This is a genomic window from Hydrogenobaculum acidophilum, from assembly GCF_054656715.1.
In genome coordinates, this window is the sequence record NZ_BAAHXP010000001.1 from 122,222 (window position 1) to 139,549 (window position 17,328).

The window sequence follows — 17,328 nt, forward strand, 5'->3', positions numbered from 1 at the left end:
ATTTATAATCAAGGTATCAAGGAGGTTTTATGCTGAAATATTTAGGTGTTTTGGTGCTTTTAACAAATGTAAGTTTTGCTATTACCATTGGTGATGAGATTCAAAATATAGGAAACGCTATATCAAACCTTGGAAGCGCTTTAAATGGTACTTATTCAAATACTTACAACAACAATTACAATCAATGCAACGTACCACCAGGATGGCAAAGAGGTAGAAAAACAGGTTTTGTAAACGGTATGCCACCTGGGCTTGCTAAAAAGGGATTGGTGGAAAACTGCCAGCCCGCTAATATGCCACAGAGCCTTCCAAATGTCCCACCCGGTAGAATGCGTTAAATATTTTTATCTCTTACAATAGGATACCTCCATCCTATCCCAAAAGCTCTCTCGTGAAGTTTAGGCCCTATGGGGGCCTGCTTTCTCTTGTATTCTGCTTTTACAAGCATATTGTAAACTTTTTCTACTATTTCTTTATCAAATTCTCTTATATCTTCTTTGTCTTTATATTCTTCTATTAAAAGCCATAAAATTTTATCCAAAACATCGTAAGGTGGTAAAGAATCTTGGTCTTTTTGATTGGGTCTTAGCTCCGCAGAAGGTGGTTTAGTGATTATGCTATTTGGTATTATTTCTTTGTCTTTGTTTATAAAGTAAGCTATCTCGTAGACTTCTGTTTTGTATAAGTCTTTTATGGGTGAAAACCCTCCGGCCATATCCCCATATATTGTAGTATAACCAACTGCCGATTCTGACTTGTTGGAGGTAGATAAAACTATCCTATCCTCTTTGTTTGATATATAAAAAAGTATATTTGCCCTTATCCTTGCCTGTAAGTTCTCATCAGCTACATCAAAATATTTATAACGAAGAAGCTCCTCATACACTACTCTAACGCTTTCTATAGGTATTACCTTTAGCTCTACGCCTAAGTTTTCGCATAGGGTTTTTGCATCCTCGTAAGACTCTTCTTTGTTAAAAGAAGTTGGCATGTAAACAGCTTTTATATGGTCTTTGCCAATGGCCAAAACCCCAAGGTAAAGCACCAAAGCAGAGTCTATCCCACCAGAAAGCCCAAGAACAGCCTTTTTAAAGCCTTGCTTTTCAAAAAAATCTCTTATAGAAAGAGTTATTGCCTTTATAAGCTCCTCTTCCTTTGGAAGGCTTGGAGATATAATGTTTTGATAAAATATCTCTTTTGATATATATAAACTTGCACTAGCATTTTCTGGCCTGCAAACCTCTTGCCATCTTAAATCGCTTTTTCTTTTTGCAAAAACTTCTTTTATATCTAAGCTTACATTTAAAATATCTTCCTCAAAAGCTTTTGCTTTGGCTACAATATGCCCTTTTGGATTTATTACGAGGCTTTCGCCGTTGAAAACAAGCTCATCGTTGGCACCTACCAAGTTTGCATAAACCACAAAACACAAATTATCAGAAGCCCTTGCTCTTAAAAAATTTTCTTTAAAAGCTTGCTTTCCAAGAGAATATGGAGATGCATTTATATTTACAATAACCTCTGCTCCTTTTAAGACATCTTGCCTTTCGGTGCCATCTGGATACCATATGTCTTCGCATATAGAAAAACCACATCTTACATCGTTTATATCTATTGTTAAATCGTTATCTCCACTTTTAAAATACCTTTTCTCATCAAATACGTTGTAGTTTGGCAAAAACCTTTTGTCGTAAAAGCCTAAAACTTCACCTTTAAACAAAACCCCCAAAGAGTTGTAGATGGCTTTATCTTCCCTTACAAAACCCACCACTATTACACTTTCTATATCTTTTGAATAATCTTTAAGCTTTTCAAAATAAAGTCTATTTAAATCTATAAACTTTTGGCTATACAACATATCCTGAGGCATATAACCACACAAAGAAAGCTCAGGAAAAACTATCATATGTGAGTTTTGAGCTTTTGATATAAAATTACATATTTTTTCAAAGTTTTTTTCAAAAGCCCCTACTGTAGTATTTATCTGGCAAAGGCTTACGTTAAGAGTTTTTGAGCTCATCATCCATACCTTCTCGGTAGATTACCACTCTATTTTTTGTGGTACGTTTTGCCACGTAAAGGGCTTCATCGGCTTTTTTAATGGCGCTGTCTATATCATCCTCTTCGGTTAGCTGATAAATACCACCACTACAAGTACATCTAATAGTAATATCATTAAGAGTATGCGTTGAATTCTCAAAGTTTTGCCTTATCTTATCCGCTACTTTAAAGCCATTTTCTATATCTGTATTGTAAAGGCAAACCGCAAACTCTTCACCACCAAGCCTTGCGGGTATATCAGATTTTCTTATAGAGCTTACTATGGTATTTGCAAAATCTTTTATCACTACATCTCCCATATCATGGCCATAAGTATCGTTTACCTTCTTAAAGTTGTCTATATCATACATAGCTATACATATGGGTGTATGGGTACGCTTTGCTTGTTCTATTAAAATATTAACCTGTTCAAAGAAAAATCTTCTGTTGTATATTCCTGTAAGTGCATCCTTGTAAGCCATATCCTGAAACTTCTCTTTATCTTTTTGAAGCTCATTTACAAGGTTCTTTATCTCTATAGCCATCATGTAAGTTATCTTTTTAAGCTTAGATATTTCGTTTAGTTTTGATATATCTTTTTCCAATATAGGGTCTTTTTCTACTTCATCTAAGTGAAGAAAATCCTTTTCTTTTAACGTCATAGCAACTCTTAAAAGTCTGTTTATATCCTTTATAATGCTTGATATTACAAATATTATCGTGATAAGAAGTATAGACGTCAACGTTATACCGTATACAGTAAGTACCAAAAATTGTCTATGCTCTTGCTTGTATATCCAAGATATATTTTTCATAATGTATACATTACCAAGCTCTATACCAGATATGTTTATTATCGGTATCTCCATTATAAGATAATAATCTTCACCCAAGTTCTCCACCTTGTAAGATATTATCTTTGATTTTCTAGAATATAAGAATACACTAAGAGCGTTGGCATTCTTATAAGAATCTATTATGTATTTCTTTGTTATTATCTTTCCACCTACGTAGTTATCCCAAAAGCTCTGTTGTGGATAAAGCTTTTTTATAACATCTGTATGAAGCACTACCACCCAGTTTATATCCTCCAATCTTGATAGTGAATCAAGAGGCTTGTAAGCATAAATCCCAAAGTATTCGCAGTTGTTATCTACATACTTATATACACCTAAGCTAAGGTACCTCACCACCACAGCATCTGATGCATTTTCTTTGCAATATCCATCGTTTTTAGCTTTTAATACAACGTCTGGATTAAAAACACCGTTTCTTAACATATCTTTGTAATCATCTATGGTAGCTTTATATATTTTATAGGTATCGTAATACTCTTTCATAACCCTAGTATCTATCTCCTTCTTTGTGATAACTTTGTTGCCTATTACCACGGCTAGATATGAAACCAGCGATATAACGCTTATGTACAAAGTAACTTTCTTAACGAGGCTCATTAATATTAAAGTATATGTTAGAAAGATCCTGATTTATGGTGGTATACTCTCCATACACCACTTTTATGATGTTGCCTTGAGGATCTAAAAGATAAGATGTAGGAAGCCCAGTTATATTAAACTTAGAGCCAAGCCCAGGACTATGTATAGCTATATCAAAAGTAAAATGCTTATCTTTTAAAAAAGACATTAGAGCATTTTCATTATCGTCCATACTTATTGCAAGAATCCTAAAGCCATAAGGAGAAAATCTTTGATAAGCCTGTTCAAACAAAGGTAGCTCTGCTTTGCAAGGAGGACACCAAGAGGCGAAAAAGTTAACCAACGTATAGTGCCCTTTAAAATCGTTTATACTTACTACTTTGTTGGTAGGCATCCCATTTTCATAAACTAGCCTTACGCTAAACTGTGGTATAGGACTAGGCTTTTTATAAGTTATAGCCTGAGCTGAATCTTTATCATAAAAACCATAATAAGCTGCTAATATGAGTAGAACAAGAGCCAGCACATATGCTATATTTTTCCTCATATTAAATCCTTAAAAAAGCTCAGTATCCTTTGTAAAATGCTGTTGTTAGTTCTAGACGGAAGCTGCCTTTGAATGGGCCTCTGAGGGCTTGTATAGCTTATATCTTTCATGCTTTGGGCTAACTTGATTACACCGCAAACACAAGAATATGCAGGGTCTTGAAGTTTTTCTTTTAGACCCGTTATATTTAAAGGGTAGCCAATCCTTACAGCCATATCAAGGTAATGCTCTGTAAAATCCTTTATGCCGTTTAACTTTGCAGTACCACCAGTTATAATAGTGCCTGCATTTATATTTTCTAACCTCATGTTTGAAGCGTTTATCTTCTCCACTATTTTATCCATGATTTCTTCAAGCCTTATTTGGATAACTTCCGCTAACTGCTTTCTTGGAATCATGGTCTCCTTATCTTCACCACGAGGTTTTATCTTTATCTTTTCTATCTCATCCACAAGCTCTACAAAAGCCACTCCATTTTCTAACTTTATACGCTCTGCTTCTTCTGTGGATATTTTCATAAAATGAGCTACATCCCTTGTAATACTGTATCCTCCTATTGGTACAGTACCAGATACGGCCGGTTGGCCGTTCATATATAAAACAAAGTTCGTAATAGAATGCCCTATATCTATAAGAAGCGCTCCTTCTAACTTCTCTTCTTCCGTAAGAGATGATTCTGCTGAAGCAAGACCGGCAAATACTTTACCGTTAAGCTTGTATCCAGCGACCCCCACCGTCCTTTCTACATTTCTTAAAAGTGAGACACCAGCCTTTATAATATGCACATCGCATTCCAACCTAGAACCAGTAAGTCCCACAGGGTCTAAAATGCCTTCTTGATCATCTAGTATAAAGTTTCTTGGGATAGTATGAAGTATATCATATGACTCTTCTTTGGCTTTAGCTACCGCTCTTTCTAAAAGCCTATCCACTATCTGCTCATCTACATCAGACGGCTGGGGAGATATGCTTATAGTATCTCTTTCGTTCTGGCTTTTAATATGAACTCCGGAGATAGATATAAAAACACCGTCTATTCTATGACCAGACATCTCTTCAGCTTCTTTTAACGCTTTTTGAATAGATTTTGATGCTAAATCAAGTTTAGTTACAGAACCTTTGTCTATACCCTGAGATTTTGCCTCACCTATCCCTACTATATGAGTATCACCATAGTTATCTATCTCCGCCACTAAGGCAACTACCTTGCTTGTCCCTATATCTAACCCAACTATAGATTTCACTTTTTTGTCCTCTTAAATATTTTTCTTTCCATATCAAATATTATACAAAAAAATTGCATCTTGTATACCTAATCATTCTTCTTCAAGTCTTATTAAAACGGGTTTTTCTTTTACCACGGAAAGGTTTTCTATGTCTTTAAGAGCTTTTTTTATTTGCTCTTCATAAGCTTTATGAGTTAGTATCACAAGGGGCACCAAAGGACTGTTCTCTTTTTTTGCCACTTTGCACACCATCTCCTTTTGTAAAACAGAAGCTATACTTATGCCATATTTCGCAAACACGTTGGCTATGGATGCCAATACACCTACTTTATCTTCCACCTCAAACCTTATATAGTATCTTGTATAAAAATTTTTGTTTAGTTTCAGGCTTTTATTTGTATTAAAAGCTTGAAAACGCTTATCTCCACGTTTAGCTATATCTATAATATCAGATACCACCGCCGAAGCCGTAGGCTTAGAGCCAGCACCTTTTCCGTAAAGCATGCTCTTTCCTACAAAATCTCCTTCTATTAGTATAGCGTTGTAGACTCCAGATACTTTTGCCAGTTGCTCTTGATGATTTATAAAAGTAGGATGCACCCTTACCTCTAGCTCCCCATCTACAGTTTTTGCAATAGCTAAAAGCTTTATAGTATATCCAAGCTCTTTACCAAGCTCTACGTCAAGCAAATCTATGTTTGATATACCCTCTATGTATATATCGTTAAAATCTATGTACCCTCCGTAAGCTATAGAGCTAAGTATTGCTATTTTGTGAGCCGCATCTATGCCTTCTACATCAAAAGTAGGGTCTTGCTCGGCATACCCTAATTCTTTGGCTTCTTTTAAAGCTTGTTCAAAGCTTTTACCTTCATCTAACATACTGGTAAGTATGTAGTTTGTGGTGCCGTTTAGTATACCGTGTATATAGTTTATCTTGTTTGCTACAAGACCTTCCTTTAAAGCTTTTATAATAGGTATACCACCACCTACAGAAGCTTCAAACTCAACGCTTACATCATACTCTTTTGCTTTTTCAAATATATTTTTTCCATGAATCGCTATAAGGTGCTTGTTTGCAGTTACTATATGTTTTTTACGCTCTATAGCCTTTTCTATAAGCTCTTTTGCAAAACCGACACCGCCTATAAGCTCAACTACTATATCTGCCCTATTAAGAAGCTCCTCTAAAGAATTAACTTTCAACCCATCATCTATGCTAAAAGACCTTTCTCTTTTCCAATCTTTATCTAAAACAGCCGTCAATTCAAGCTCTAAACCTGTTTTTTCTTTAATGATGTCTTTATGAGTTAAAAGAAGCTCCGCTACACCAGTACCTACCGTACCATAACCTGCTATACCTACCTTATAGTGCATACATACATTATATCATTGAAAAAATACATTTTGGATTATAATATTAGAAGATATGGATAAAAAAGAATATATTACTATGTTAGAGGGTAGCACTAAGGTAATACTTGCCCCTGCGAAAGTAAACTTTGGTCTTTGGGTGAAAGGTAAAAGGGCTGACGGATATCATGACATTTTTAGCGTACTTCACACAATAGATTTATACGACAAAATATACATAGAGCCCCATTATAGCCTAGAGGTTTTAAGCGTTGGGCCTTTTTCTAAAAGCGTTGAAAACAACATAGTTTACGATGCAGCTATATCTTTTTCAAACTTGGTGGGTAAAACTTTCGACTATAAAATAGTAATCGAAAAAAATATACCGGTGGGTGCAGGGTTAGGTGGTGCAAGCTCTGATTTGGCAGCCGTCGTAAAGTACCTTAACGAACAACTTGAAAACCCGCTTACATATGAAGAGTTATCTTCATTTTTATCACAGTTTAGCAAGGATGCCCCATTTTTCTTAAAAGGCGGCTGTGCCTTAGTGTATGGCACCGGAGACAAAATAAAAGATTTAGAGCCTATTTCAAAAGAGCTTACGATAGTATATCCAAATATAGAAGCTTCCACCAAAAGGGTATACAGCGCCTTTATCAAAAACGAGGAAGAAAATATATCTTTAGAAAGCGTTTTAAAGCTTTTAGAAGAAAACGACATAGAAAATATAATTGAAAATGAGCTTCAAGAAACAGCGCTTGATATATACAAAGAAATTGGAGAGGTTATAAGATTTTTGGAAAGCTTTAGTTATAAACCTTACATGTCTGGAAGCGGGTCTAGCGTCTATGTTTTTAACAAACTTGATGAGATTATAAAAAACGCTTTAACATCGAGGGGTTGGTACGTATACGAATGCAAAACCATATAGTGGAAGAAATTTTTGACATAGGGGATATAGACGAAAGATTTTACGCAATTGTAGGAAGAGCTGACGAAAATCTAAAAAAGTTTGTAGAACTTTTTGATATAAGAATAGTAGCTAGAGGTCAGGAGCTTCACATAAAAGGAGAACCTTCTAAGGTCGAATATTTTCTGGAATTTTTAAACTATATAACAAAAGAATACGCCAAATCCCCTCTTTCTTCAAAAGATGTTTTAAACTTGGCTATATCTTATACTCATCAGAAAAGCGAAGATTTTGAACCAGAAGATACAGAAGATATAGAGTATGAGACTATTTTGATTACACATAGGAAAAAAGCTATAGCCCCAAAGACGAAGAACCAATCCATATACGTAAACTCTATAAAGCAAAATGATATTGTATTTGGCATAGGTCCCGCTGGTACTGGTAAAACCTATCTTGCAATGGCGATGGCTATATCTTATCTAAAAGCCCAAAAGATAAACAAGATAATCCTAACAAGACCGGCCGTGGAAGCTGGAGAAAAGCTCGGATTTTTACCCGGTTCCATAGCAGAAAAAGTAGACCCTTACTTAAGACCTCTTTACGATGCTCTTTTTGATATGGTAGACTATGAAAAATCCGCATACCTTTTGGAAAAAAACATTATAGAGATAGCTCCTTTGGCCTTTATGAGAGGTAGGACATTAAACGATGCTTTTATTATACTAGACGAGGCTCAAAACTCCACAAAAGAGCAGATGAAAATGTTTTTAACAAGGATTGGTTTTGGGTCTAAGGTAGTTATAACTGGAGATATGACGCAGGTGGATTTACCCAAAAAAGAACAATCTGGTTTAAGAGAAGCTATACATGTTTTAAAAAATATAAAAGGCATAGATTTTGTATTTTTTGATGAAAAGGACGTAGTAAGACATCCAATAGTCCAAAAAATCGTAAAAGCTTACGAAGCTTACGAAAAAACCAATGAACAAGATAAGCCTCAAGACAAACAAGAAGCTTAAACTTCCAAAAGAGTTAAAATCCCTTATTAAAAAAAGGGCTTTGGATACGTTGAAATTTTTTGATTTTAAAAACTCAATACTAGACATATATATAACAAGCGATGAAGAAATAAAAGAACTCAACAAAAACTACAGACAAAAGGATAAGCCCACAGATGTATTATCCTTTAACATAAACGAATTTGTAGAAAATTATTATTATCTTGGTGAAATTGTAATATCCTATGAAACTGCCCAAAGACAAGCCTTAGAATATGAAGCTTCTATAGAGCAAGAGATGACTAGGCTTTTGGTACATGGCATAGTACATCTTATGGGATACGACCATGAGCTATCCGAACAAGATAGCAAGATATTTTTTGAAAAACAAGACATGGCGTTGGCTATGTTCTATTAGTCTTTTGAAAAAGATTTTATCTCATCAAGGGCTTTCTGCACATCTTTGTTATCTGTTTCCCATATAAAAACACCGTATTTGTGAAGCGTCCATTTGGCTCTGTTGCTTCTTGGGTGATTTGAGGATATTACAAAATCAGATTTTATTTGAGCTATATCGTTGGCAGTAATATCCTCTTTCTTATCTGACTCGTCTTTGGCTTTTAAGACAGAAGTTAATACAAAATTATCATAAACATGAATCATGTCTGCGTTTTGAAAATCTGATACCAAATCTTTGTTTGTTAAGACGGCTATTCGTGTATTTTCTGGGCTATCGTCTGGTTCATAGTGTATAAACACCATTTCGGTCTGGGGAAAAACCTTTGTTATAGCCTCTTCTATATCATCCACCACGGCGTGGGATTGATTGAAGTTGTGAGATTTTATAGAAATAGCAGCATCTATGAAGATTTTATCTCCGGATTTTCTCACCAAAAGCCTTTTAACAGACTTAACCCTTGGGTCTTGAAGTATTACATCTTTTATATGCTCTATCATCTTTGAATCCACTGAAGCATCAAGGATTACAAATATTTGCTCTTTTAATATGTGAAAACCTGTGTATATTATAAGAAGTATGATAATACTTGCAAAAAACTTATCCAAGTTTATATTAAACTCCAAAGACAAGAAGTTCAACGTTATAACAAAAGCTCCAAAACCATCTACAAGCATGTGCTCGCTATCGGCCATCAAAGCCGGTGAGTTGTGTTTTTTGGCAGCTATTCTCTCCAAAAAAGAAAATCCGAAAGTGATAACCATTGACAAGATACCCACTGCCAAACCCCAAGTTATATATTGCTTATCTATCTTATAATGACCAAACAGCACGTCTATAGCCATATCGTAGGCGGCAAAGAAAAGAAAAAACGATATAAACATGGCTCCGATGTTTTCTAGCTTGTAAAGACCATATGGGAACCTTTCGTGCTTTTTTTCAGATATATAGATAGATATAAAACCTATAAAAGATGCAAGGCTATCAGACAAAGAATGAATACCTTCGGCTTTTAAAGCTACACTCTTAGACAAAAAACCAACCCCAAGCTTTATAAAAGCAAGGGTTAGCATTAAGAAAATCGATATTAGACTCCAGTGATATTTTTTCATTTATTGAAAGGACATATTTTTCCTTGATAAGAATCCATCTTAACAAGCTCTTGCTCTATTTTTTCTCTTACCTCTAGCTTTCTTGAAAACGTACAATAATCTGGAGCTACAAGCCTATCCGGTTCTACCTCTCCAGTAAGCCTATGTATCACCATATTTTGAGGAAGTATTTCTATAATCCTAGCAGCCCTATAGGCATACTCTTCCAGCGTTAAAAGCTTGAAAGGTTTTTCTAGATAGTCCTTTGCCATTTTAGTATTTTTTATTATATGAAGAGGATGAATTTTTACACCATCTACATTTAACGCCGCTATAAGCTTAGCAGTTTCTAAATTGTCCTCTAAATCCTCTTGGGGAAAGCCCACTATAAGATGTGCGCATATGTTTATACCCTTGTATTTTCTTGTTCTTAAAACAGCATCTACAAAATCAGAAGCTCCATGGGCTCTATTTATCCATCTTAGAGTACTAAAATGAGAGCTTTGAAGACCATATTCTATCCATACATCGAGCTTATCTGTGTAAGTCTGCACAAGCTCTAAAACATCTTCTGGCACACAGTCAGGTCTTGTGCCTATATCTATACCTACTACTCCTGGAAATTCCAATGCTACATCATAAACAGATTTGAGGAAATCTAAATCTCCGTAAGTATTTGAATAAGATTGATAGTATATGTAAAAATAAATATTGTCTCCGTATCTTTTCTTAGCTTGAGCTATGCCAGAAGATATCTGCTCTCTTAAGTCCATCAAAGGAGATATATGAGCAGGCCTTGTACCAGTAAGGCAGTAAGTACATCCGCCGGTAGCCTTTGTCCCATCTATATTAGGACAGGTAAAAGGCAAAGCCACCGTTATCTTTTGCACCCTTCTTCCATACTTTTGCTTAAGGTAATCCTTTAAGGTATAAATCCTTGAAGACGTCGCTATCATGGTAAAAAATATATGCCGTTTTTTTATTTTTGCACTAATAAATTACAGACATTGCCTTAATTAAAAAATCGTATATAATTAAAATATTTATAAGTAGGAGAAAGCTATGATTATACCGCCAACCGGTGGACCAAAAGGTAGGATGTCCAAGTTTGCAAGCTTTATAATGGGGCTTAGCTATGGCTACAAAGGCAAACCTGGCATGGTAAAGACATATCCCATGAAAGAATTCAAAGGCGTCGCACCAGAAGGCGCTGAAGTATACTATGCAAACAGAAAACTTGATGCAATACAAAAAGAACCTCTCGTATACAATACACATATCATTGTGGTCCAAGATTTGAAGGATCATATTTTGGTAGAAATTTATAAAGACGAGGAGTGATACTTTATGGGATTTTCTAAGCTTTTAAGAGAAGGAATTTGGGATATACATAGCATGGCAGATAGCTCTACAGTGGCTCAAGATATGCAAGAGGCCAAAACCACTTTTGAAGACATGAAGAAGATAACAGCAGGTCACTATTATATATACAGCACTTTAGAAGAGGCTATAGAGCAAAACAAAGACAACCCTTATGTGTCTAAAATTTATTATCCAGAGCTTTTCAGAAAAGAACACATCATAGAAGATTTAAAATTTTACTTTGGAGAAGACTACCACGAACAGATATATCCCACGGTGGCTATACAACTATACATATCTAGGATAAAATATATATCAAAACATGAGCCTATGCTTTTAATAGCCCACGCTTACGTAAGATACATGGGGGACTTATCCGGCGGTCAAATGATAAAAGACATGATAAAAAACGCTCTTGGTTTGGAAGATGGAAAAGGCACAAAGTTTTATGAATTTGATAAAATAAAAGATATAATGGAGTTTAAAAAGAACTATAGGGCTAACCTCGATACGCTGGATTTAACAGATGAACAGACAAAAGCCATCATAGGAGAAGCCAACTTAGCATTCTTGTACAATGTAAACTTTTTTAGAGAGGTCAACAGAAACGTACCCTATCCAGATGAAATAGAAAAACCTTATCTTTTAAGAGCTTACGAAAAGATAAAATTTGTATAAAATACTTGACTTTTTTTATAAGATTATTTAATATTTTATGACAACTTTTTGAGGAGTGTTTGATGGAAAACGTATGCTGGTACGATTCTAAGGTTATTATACCCAAAGAGGGGTCCTTTATCAAGCTAAAAGCTGACAAAACGTTGGAAGTGCCAAACAATCCTATAATACCTTTTATTCAAGGAGATGGTATAGGGCCTGAGATTACGCCTCAGATGATAAGAGTTGTAAACAAAGCGATGGAAAAAGCCTACAAAGGCTCAAAAATAATATACTGGGTCGAAGTACTAGCAGGGGACATGGCAGAGCAAAAAGGTTTGGAAAGGATGCCAAAGGAGACGTTAGAACTTTTGAAAGAAAGCGTTGTAAGTATAAAGGGGCCTCTCGGAACACCGGTTGGTAAAGGCGGTAAATCTTTAAATGCAATATTGCGTCAATCTATGGATTTTTACTCTGCTATAAGACCGGTTTATTGGATGGGACAACCATCCCCTATACCAAACCCTCAAAGGGTAAACGTAGCTGTATTTAGAGAGAACTCCGACGATGTCTATATGGCCATAGAATATATGCCAAAAACCGATGCTTTTAAAAAAGTAAGAGAATTCTTTGTAAAGGATATGAACGTATCAGAAGACGCAATACCAGAAGATGCGGGTATTACCGTAAAACCAATGTCTGAGTTTAAAACCAAGAGGCATGTAAGAAAGGCCTTTAGATATGCCCTTCAAAACGGCAAAAAGCATATAGCAGTGGCAGGAAAAGGCAACATCATGAAAGCCACCGAAGGTATGTTTATGAACTGGGCTTTTGAAGTGGCAAAAGAGCAAGAGTTTGAAGGGAAAATTATCACAGAGGGAGAACCAAAAGAAGGTCAAGCAAAATTATACAAAGTCATCACAGACCAAATGCTTATGCAACTTGTATTAAATCCAGATTATTACGATGTGATTATTACCCAGAACTTAAACGGTGATTATATATCAGATTTGGCTTCTGCTTTGGTAGGTGGACCTGGTTATGTGCCTAGTGGAAACATAGGGGATGGTTATGCGCTTTTTGAAAGTACCCATGGAACAGCCTACGACATAGCTGGCAAAGGTATGGCAAACCCCCTTTCCATTACGCTTTCTGGAGCCATGATGCTTGAGTATATAGGCTTTAACGAAGCGGCAGATTTAATATATAAAGCCATTAAAAGCGTTATAAACCAGAAAAAAGGTACACCAGACATAGCTTCAGGTTTTAAAAAGATGGGCGTAGAAGCTTTGTCTTTAACAACATCTTCTTTTGGTGATGCTATAGTTTTTGAGATTGATAAACTTTGATTTGAGAGGTGATAAATGAAGCTTACCGTAAGGCAAAAAGAGGATTTTCACTTTATAGGCAAAGGGGAATCTGGAATAGAGGTTCCCATAGACGCTGCTGGTTATGTGGGTGGTAAAGGAAGAGGTGTAAGACCACCGGAGCTTTTGTTTCATTCTATAGCTGGGTGTATGGGTATTCACGTTTACGAAGCTCTACACAAAGCGGGTAAACATGTAGAGGACATAGTGGTAAACACTGACAGCGAAAGAAAAGACACGTATCCAAAAGTATTTACCAAAATATACTTGGATTTTACGATAAAAGGTAAAGACCTCAAAGAAGAAGATGTAAAAGAGGCTATAGAAACGGCTTTAAACAAAACCTGCAGCATAGCTTATATGATAAACCAAGTTGCTCCTATATCATACACCTTTAAAATAGAAAAGGGGTAAGCTTATGTTTAAGAAAATATTAGTGGCAAACAGAGGCGAGATAGCCTGTAGAATTATAAGGGCTGCAAAAGAACTAGACATACCTACGGTAGCCATATACTCTGAAGTAGAACCTACCGCTAGACATGTAAAGATGGCGGATGAAGCCTACATGATAGGGGCAAACCCTTTGGATACCTATCTAAACGCCCAGCTTATAGTGGATTTGGCAAAATCTGTGGGCGCCGATGCCATACACCCAGGATACGGGTTTTTGGCAGAAAACGAAGGGTTTGCAGAGTTATGTGAGAAGAATGGTATCACTTTCATAGGACCCTCTGCCGAGGTTATAGCTTTAATGGGTGATAAAGCAAGGTCCAAAGAAGTAATGAAAAAAGCAGGCGTCCCCACAGTGCCAGGAAGTGATGGCATATTAAAATCTGCAGAAGAGGCTATCAAGATAGCAAAAGAAATAGGGTATCCAGTGCTTTTAAAAGCATCTGCAGGCGGTGGTGGTAGAGGTATCAGAATATGTAGAGATGAAGAAGAGTTAAAGAAAAACTATGAATCTGCATATTCTGAGGCTCAGAAGGCATTTGGAAGAGGTGATTTGCTTTTAGAAAAATATATAACCAATCCAAAACATATAGAGTTTCAAGTGTTAGGGGATAAATATGGAAACGTTATACATTTAGGGGAAAGAGATTGCTCGGTGCAAAGGAGAAACCAAAAGCTCATAGAAATAGCACCTTCTTTGGTATTAAATGAGGCAAAGAGAAAGCACTACGGTGAGATAGTGGCAAAAGCTGCAAAAGAAATAGGGTATTACAGCGCTGGAACTATGGAGTTTGTATCTGATTTAGAAGGAAATATATACTTCATAGAGATGAATACCCGTATTCAAGTGGAACACCCCGTTACTGAAAGAGTGACAGGTGTTGATATAGTAAAAGAGCAAATAAAGATAGCAGCGGGTCATAAACTTGAGATAAAACAAGAGGATGTAAAGTTTAACGGATACGCTATAGAATGTCGTATAAACGCGGAAGATCCAAAGAAAAACTTTGCACCAATTATAGGAACTATAGAAAGGTACTATGTACCTGGGGGCTTTGGTATCAGGATTGAAAGTGCAGCTTCTGTGGGTTATGAAGTCACTCCTTACTACGATTCTTTGATAGCCAAATTAATATGCTGGGGCAGAACTTGGGAGGAGGCTCTTGCAAGGACAAAAGCGGCTCTGGATACCTACGAGATAAAGGGTGTTAAAACCACAATACCTCTCATTAAGAAAATCGTAGAAGAGCCAGATTTTAGAAACGGGTACTTTACTACCAAGTACTTAGAAGAGCACCCACAGGTGTTTGATTACGAAGAGCCAAAAGACAAAGAAGATTTTGTAGCTTTTATAAGTGCAGCTATAGCTTCATATCACGGATTATAAGGAGGTTAATTTATGAAACTTATCGAAGAAATGCTGAAAGAACAAAACCTTGAAGTAGCACCACCAAAAAAGATTTTGATTACAGACCTTACGCCTAGAGATGGTCAGCAGTGTAAACTTGCTACGAGGGTAAGAACCGATGATTTGCTTCCTCTTTGCGAAAAGATGGATAAAGCTGGATTTTACGCTGTAGAGGTCTGGGGAGGCGCCACTTACGACGTATGCCTTAGATATCTAAAAGAAGACCCATGGGAAAGGTTAAGACGTATAAAAGAGGTTATGCCCAACACAAAACTTCAAATGCTTTTTAGAGGCCAAAACATAGTAGGATACAAACCAAAATCTGACAAAGTAGTAAAAAAGTTTGTAGAAAAAGCTATAAAAAACGGCATAACTGTATTTAGGGTATTTGACTCTTTAAACGATAATAGAAATATAGAAGTGGCTTGCAAAGCTATAAAAGAGTTTGGCGGTGAAGTACATGCTGAGATTAGCTATACTAAAAGCCCGGTACACACGCTGGAAAAGTGGATGTCTTATGCCGATGAGCTTATAGATTTAGAACCAGATTGGATATCTTTCAAAGATGCCACTGGTATACTAATGCCACTCGATACTTACAACATCATAAGAGGTATAAAGAAAAAAGTTGGCGATAAGATAAAAGTGCTTCTTCACAACCATGATATGAGCGGTACTGCCATTATGAACCACATGATGGCTGTTTTGGCAGGTGTTGACATGCTTGATACCGTTTTATCACCTCTTGCATTTGGGTCTTCTCACCCGGCTACAGAGAGTGTAGTGGCAGCTTTACAAGGTACACCTTACGATACCGGTATAGACCTTAAGATTTTAGATGAGCTCGCAGAAATCACAAGACAAATAAAAAGAAAATACAGAAAGTACGAAACCGAATACGCCGGCGTCAACGCAAAAGTGCTAATCCACAAAATACCTGGTGGTATGATATCAAACATGGTGGCTCAGCTAATTGAAGCAAATGCCGCCGATAAGATGGAAGAAGCATTAGAAGAAGTACCTCACGTAGAAGCAGACCTTGGCTATCCTCCGCTTCTTACACCATCATCTCAAATAGTAGGCGTGCAAGCAGTTTTAAACGTAATTACCGGGGAAAGATACAAAACCATTACAAAAGAAGTAAGAGACTATGTAGAGGGCAAATACGGAAGACCGCCAGGCCCAATAGCAAAAGAGCTTGCAGAGAAGATATTGGGACCTGGAAAAGAGCCTAAGTTTGATATAAGAGCAGGGGATTTGGCAGACCCAAACGACTGGGACAAAGCGGTACAAGAATTAGGGCCTCTGGCAAAGTCCGAAGAAGATATCCTTCTTTATGTGTTATTCCCAATGCAGGCTATGGAGTTTTTAAAAGCCAGAGAAAACGGCGAGCTAACCCCAGATATAGCAATAGACACAGCAGATATAGTAGAAACAAAACCAGGCACCGTAGAGAATGCAGCACCTGTAGAGTTTGATATAACCTATCATGGTGATAAGTTCAAGGTAAAAGTAGAAGGTGTTGCCCCAAGTCAAGAACCCGGTAAACCAAAGAAATACTATGTAAGAGTAAATGGAAAGCTTGAAGAGATACAGCTTTATCCTATAGCAGAAGCTCTTGTTTCAGGAGCATCAAAACAAGGAAGCCAGCAAACACAAACGGGCACTGCAAGACCAAGACCAGAAAAAGAAGGCGATGCCGTAGCACCTATGCCAGGTAAAGTTTCAAAGATTTTGGTAAAAGAAGGTGATAAGGTGGAAAAAGGTCAAACAGTGGCTATAGTAGAAGCGATGAAAATGGAAAACGAAATACACGCTCCTATAAGCGGTGTAGTAAAAGGAATATACGCTAAACCAGGTGAGAATATTACGCCTGACGAAGTTTTAGTAAGGATAGAACCAGCTTAACATTGTTTGGCGCGCCAAATGGCGCGCTTTATGATGTTAAATATTTTTATGAAAAGTTGTAAGTATATATTTATTTTGTGAAACATGTATGAATTGTTTTTAAGTACTAACTAAT

Annotated in this window: 17 protein-coding genes; 10 read left to right on the forward strand and 7 right to left on the reverse strand. The window is 36.5% G+C overall.

Annotated features, from left to right (window positions below):
- Positions 1–29 precede the first annotated feature (29 nt).
- A complete protein-coding gene (locus ACYQZV_RS00710; RefSeq protein WP_459892165.1) occupies positions 30–338 on the forward strand; it encodes a hypothetical protein in 309 nt (102 codons plus the stop codon).
- Here ACYQZV_RS00710 and ACYQZV_RS00715 read toward each other — a convergent pair.
- The 5 genes from ACYQZV_RS00715 to ACYQZV_RS00735 all read right to left on the reverse strand — a co-directional run bounded on the left by ACYQZV_RS00715 (position 335) and on the right by ACYQZV_RS00735 (position 6,626).
- Positions 335–2,023 (reverse strand): NAD+ synthase, encoded by a 1,689-nt coding sequence (locus ACYQZV_RS00715; RefSeq protein WP_459892167.1) that lies wholly within the window; start codon positions 2,021–2,023, stop codon positions 335–337. The two genes, ACYQZV_RS00710 and ACYQZV_RS00715, sit on opposite strands and share 4 nt — an antisense overlap.
- Positions 2,001–3,494 carry a GGDEF domain-containing protein gene (locus tag ACYQZV_RS00720; protein WP_459892169.1) on the reverse strand — a complete coding sequence of 498 codons (1,494 nt, stop codon included), beginning with the start codon at positions 3,492–3,494 and terminating at the stop codon, positions 2,001–2,003. The genes ACYQZV_RS00715 and ACYQZV_RS00720 overlap by 23 nt, the downstream gene beginning before the upstream one ends.
- On the reverse strand, positions 3,481–4,023 hold the full coding sequence (locus ACYQZV_RS00725; protein ID WP_459892171.1) for a TlpA disulfide reductase family protein: 543 nt from the start codon (positions 4,021–4,023) through the stop codon (positions 3,481–3,483). Before ACYQZV_RS00725 ends, ACYQZV_RS00720 begins: the two co-directional genes overlap by 14 nt.
- Positions 4,020–5,267, reverse strand: coding sequence for a cell division protein FtsA (gene ftsA, locus ACYQZV_RS00730; protein WP_459892173.1), 1,248 nt, complete (start codon positions 5,265–5,267; stop codon positions 4,020–4,022). Before ftsA ends, ACYQZV_RS00725 begins: the two co-directional genes overlap by 4 nt.
- A gap of 72 nt (positions 5,268–5,339) precedes the next feature.
- Complete coding sequence (locus ACYQZV_RS00735) at positions 5,340–6,626, reverse strand: homoserine dehydrogenase (protein WP_459892175.1); 1,287 nt, start codon at positions 6,624–6,626, stop codon at positions 5,340–5,342.
- 52 nt (positions 6,627–6,678) lie between these two features.
- Here ACYQZV_RS00735 and ACYQZV_RS00740 point away from each other — a divergent pair, with 52 nt between their 5' ends.
- From ACYQZV_RS00740 to ybeY, 3 genes are read left to right on the forward strand one after another with little or no spacing between them, the layout of a single operon-like run.
- Positions 6,679–7,533, forward strand: a complete 855-nt coding sequence (locus ACYQZV_RS00740; protein ID WP_459892177.1) for a 4-(cytidine 5'-diphospho)-2-C-methyl-D-erythritol kinase — start codon at positions 6,679–6,681, stop codon at positions 7,531–7,533.
- Positions 7,518–8,534, forward strand: a complete 1,017-nt coding sequence (locus ACYQZV_RS00745) for a PhoH family protein (protein WP_459892179.1) — start codon at positions 7,518–7,520, stop codon at positions 8,532–8,534. The genes ACYQZV_RS00740 and ACYQZV_RS00745 overlap by 16 nt, the downstream gene beginning before the upstream one ends.
- A complete protein-coding gene (gene ybeY / locus ACYQZV_RS00750) occupies positions 8,497–8,931 on the forward strand; it encodes an rRNA maturation RNase YbeY (protein WP_459892181.1) in 435 nt (144 codons plus the stop codon). The genes ACYQZV_RS00745 and ybeY overlap by 38 nt, the downstream gene beginning before the upstream one ends.
- Here the strand turns inward: ybeY and ACYQZV_RS00755 are convergent.
- A complete protein-coding gene (locus ACYQZV_RS00755) occupies positions 8,928–10,082 on the reverse strand; it encodes a cation diffusion facilitator family transporter (RefSeq protein ID WP_459892183.1) in 1,155 nt (384 codons plus the stop codon). The genes ybeY and ACYQZV_RS00755 overlap by 4 nt on opposite strands.
- Positions 10,079–11,017, reverse strand: coding sequence for a tRNA modification radical SAM protein MnmL/YtqA (gene mnmL, locus ACYQZV_RS00760; RefSeq protein ID WP_459892185.1), 939 nt, complete (start codon positions 11,015–11,017; stop codon positions 10,079–10,081). Before mnmL ends, ACYQZV_RS00755 begins: the two co-directional genes overlap by 4 nt.
- A gap of 106 nt (positions 11,018–11,123) precedes the next feature.
- Here mnmL and ACYQZV_RS00765 point away from each other — a divergent pair, with 106 nt between their 5' ends.
- From ACYQZV_RS00765 to ACYQZV_RS00790, 6 genes are all read left to right on the forward strand, one after another.
- Positions 11,124–11,402, forward strand: a complete 279-nt coding sequence (locus tag ACYQZV_RS00765) for a hypothetical protein (RefSeq protein ID WP_459892187.1) — start codon at positions 11,124–11,126, stop codon at positions 11,400–11,402.
- 6 nt (positions 11,403–11,408) lie between these two features.
- The gene (locus tag ACYQZV_RS00770; RefSeq protein WP_459892189.1) at positions 11,409–12,101 is read left to right on the forward strand and encodes a biliverdin-producing heme oxygenase; all 693 of its coding nucleotides are present in this window, start codon (positions 11,409–11,411) and stop codon (positions 12,099–12,101) included.
- Positions 12,102–12,163: 62 nt separating this feature from the next.
- Positions 12,164–13,429, forward strand: coding sequence for an NADP-dependent isocitrate dehydrogenase (locus tag ACYQZV_RS00775; protein WP_459892191.1), 1,266 nt, complete (start codon positions 12,164–12,166; stop codon positions 13,427–13,429).
- A gap of 15 nt (positions 13,430–13,444) precedes the next feature.
- On the forward strand, positions 13,445–13,861 hold the full coding sequence (locus tag ACYQZV_RS00780; protein WP_459892193.1) for an OsmC family protein: 417 nt from the start codon (positions 13,445–13,447) through the stop codon (positions 13,859–13,861).
- 4 nt (positions 13,862–13,865) lie between these two features.
- Positions 13,866–15,284 (forward strand): acetyl-CoA carboxylase biotin carboxylase subunit, encoded by a 1,419-nt coding sequence (gene accC, locus ACYQZV_RS00785; RefSeq protein WP_459892195.1) that lies wholly within the window; start codon positions 13,866–13,868, stop codon positions 15,282–15,284.
- 12 nt (positions 15,285–15,296) lie between these two features.
- On the forward strand, positions 15,297–17,213 hold the full coding sequence (locus tag ACYQZV_RS00790; RefSeq protein WP_459892197.1) for a pyruvate/oxaloacetate carboxyltransferase: 1,917 nt from the start codon (positions 15,297–15,299) through the stop codon (positions 17,211–17,213).
- The last annotated feature ends 115 nt before the right edge of the window (positions 17,214–17,328 follow it).